The sequence below is a fragment of the Caballeronia mineralivorans PML1(12) genome, assembly GCF_001028175.1.
GTDB lineage: Bacteria > Pseudomonadota > Gammaproteobacteria > Burkholderiales > Burkholderiaceae > Caballeronia > Caballeronia mineralivorans.
Map to the genome: position 1 here is coordinate 1 of NZ_AEJF01000119.1, position 2,840 is coordinate 2,840.

General features: G+C 60.8%; 3 protein-coding genes. All 3 read right to left on the bottom strand.

The features are described from left to right. Window positions 1–201 precede the first annotated feature (201 nt). Window positions 202–1,479 carry an NAD(P)/FAD-dependent oxidoreductase gene (locus EOS_RS18820; RefSeq protein WP_047848194.1) on the bottom strand — a complete coding sequence of 426 codons (1,278 nt, stop codon included), beginning with the start codon at window positions 1,477–1,479 and terminating at the stop codon, window positions 202–204. Window positions 1,480–1,508: 29 nt separating this feature from the next. Beyond that, window positions 1,509–2,177 (bottom strand): haloacid dehalogenase type II, encoded by a 669-nt coding sequence (locus EOS_RS18825; RefSeq protein WP_047848195.1) that lies wholly within the window; start codon window positions 2,175–2,177, stop codon window positions 1,509–1,511. Between the two features lie 256 nt (window positions 2,178–2,433). Then, a partial coding sequence (locus EOS_RS18830; protein ID WP_047848196.1) for an aldehyde dehydrogenase family protein occupies window positions 2,434–2,840 on the bottom strand: 407 nt, incomplete at its 5' end.

Genomic DNA, 2,840 nt, shown 5'->3' on the forward strand with positions numbered 1-2,840 from the left:
AACACCTCGCGCCGTGACGCGCCCCGGCGCGTCAGACGCTCGAGCTCGGTCACTTCAGTCCCGGCTGGGGCATCGGCGTGTTGCAGATTTTCTTTATTCATCGAAACTTCTCCGCGAGGTGGCTGGGTCTGGTTTTGGTTTGTGGTTCGGCATGGGTGATACAGGAGGCGTCGAGCGGCAAAAAAACGCGGCCGGTCGAACTCAATAAAACACATCCTTGATGCGATAGTACGTGCCGACAAGCGGCAAAAACCAGGGCTTACCCGTGTGGCCGGGAATCGCCGGCCACTCGAATTCACGCCACGGATTCGCGCTGGTGCGGCCATCGATCACATCGGCCATCACCTGGCCCATGTGCGTCGACATCTGCGTGCCGTGGCCGCTGTAGCCCATCGAAAAATAAATGCCTTCGTGCTGGCCGGCACGCGGCAGGCGGTCGGCGGTGATATCGACGAGACCACCCCAGCAATAGTCGAGACGCGCGTGGGCCAGCGCCGGGAACATCTTGGCGAGACCGTCCTGCAGGATGCGTCCGCTCTTGGCGTCCGATGGCTGCTCGGACGCCGTGAAGCGCGCCCGGCCGCCGTACAGCAAACGCGAATCGGGCGTGATTCGGAAATAGTTATGCATGAGGCGCGACGTCGTGTACGCCCGGAGATTCGGAAACACCTGGTGCACGAGGTCAGGCGACAAACGCTCCGTTACCACGATGAACGAACCGACCGGCGCGAGGCGTCGCCGAAACCAGCCGAACGGTCCTTGCCGCGATGGACCCGTCGCGATCAACACCTGCTTCGCGCGGACTTCACCGCGCGCCGACACGATCCGATAACCTCGCTCGCCATCCTTTTCTATCGACGTCACGGCCGCGTTCTCGTAGAGCTTGGCGCCGTGGCGCGCGGCGGCATCGGCGAGACCGACGGTGAACTTGCCCATGTGCATCTGGCCGCCATGCCGCTGCAGCAGGCCGCCGAAAAAGCTGTCCGACTGGATCTCGGTCGCGATCCGGTCGCGGCCGATGATCTCGACATTGGCATCGACTTCACGCCGGATCACCTCCGCTGTCTTCTCCAGATGCGCGAGATGATGCGGTTTCGACGCGAGCTTCAACTTGCCCGATGCAAGGTAATCGCAATCGATCCGCTCTTCGCGGATCAGGCACTCGACGGTGTCTACTGCAGCCGAATACGCCCGATAACAACCGCGCGCTTTTTCCAGCCCGAGCTGTTCGACCAGCGCGGAAAAATCCTGCGCGACGCCGGTATTGACCTGGCCGCCGTTGCGTCCCGACGCGCCGCCGCCGATCCGCCCCGCGTCCAGTACAACCACCGATGCGCCGCGTTTGCCCAAAGCCAGTGCCGCCGACAACCCCGTGAAGCCCGCACCGATCACCGCCACGTCGACATGACCGTCGACCGTGCCATCGCTTGCCGACATCAGCGGCGGTGCGGTATCGAGCCAATAGGAGTCGAGCTTCATACTGTGAGTCCCTGATGCAACAAACGTTTTTACAGGCCGAGCAATGTGGCGAGATGCGGGATGTCGTCGACTTCGGTGTACTCGTAGTACGGCGTGGACGGTTCATGGCCGCGCTTCACGAACGCCTTGTGCTTGACGCCCATGTCGTGTGCGGTCATCAGGTCGTAACGCAGGCTCGACGACACGTGCAGCACGTCTTCCGGGTTGCAGTTCAACTGGTCGAACATGTACTCGAAGCCTTGCATGCGCGGCTTGTACGACTGCGCCTGCTCAGCCGTGAACACTGCATGAAACGGCGCGCCGAGCTTGTCGACGTTGCTCTGGATCTGGTTGTTCGATGCATTCGACAGGATCACCAGCTTGTACTTCTTCGCCAGCCGCGAGAGGCCTTCCGGCACGTCCGGATGCGGACCCCAGGTCGGCACGGCGGTATAGAACGTCTCGGCCTTGGCTTCATCGAATTCGACGTTCATGCGTTTGCAGGCCCGTTCGAACGCATTCACGATCACGTCGCGATACGGCTTCCACGCGCCGAGCACTTCATCGCGCCGATAACCCGCGAAGAACGCAATCAGCTTGTCCATGTCGGGGCCGCTCAGCACGTCGCCGTACATTTCGCGCGTCATGTCGGCGAGGCGGAATTTGGTCAGAGTGCCGTAGCAATCGAAGGTGATGTACTTCGGTTCGAATTCGATCATGGTGAGAGTCCTATCGTTTGTATCGTTGATATGAACCAGCGAGCGGGTTCAGTGGCGAAAACAGGAAAACGCATTCCTGTAAAAGATTTAATCAGCGCAAAAACAAAGATGTCCCTGATTCGCGCAAGCCAAAAGCACAAAACGTGCGTTTTTTAGGGCGTCCCGCAGCAGAGTCTGCGGTTGCGTTTTCAGGCGCTTTGAGGCGTCAGGGTTTGCCCTTCTTTTCGTCTGTTCAAAAGCCTTCGGTTGCTAGAATTTATTCGCGCAGATCGATCAGCACGCTCTTGAAGCGGAGGTTCGCTTCGTACGCTTGCCGGCCCAGGTCCTTGCCGATGCCCGAGCGTTTGTAGCCGCCGGTCGGGATCATGAAGTCTGACGTTCTTCCATAGCGGTTGACCCATACCGTGCCCACTTCCAGCCCCCGGACCAGCCGCAGCGCGCGGCCGAGATCGGCCGTGTGCACGCCGGCAGCCAGACCATAGTCAGGGTGTTGAGCGAGTGCGAGCGCTTCTTCTTCCGTATCGAAGGTCTGCAATGTCAGCACCGGGCCGAATACTTCCTCGTGGACCGCTTCCGAATGTTGCGTGACATCGCTCAGCAGCGTGGGTGCATAGAACGCGCCGCCTGCGCCGCCATCGGCGCGCAACCCGCCGCAGCGCAGGG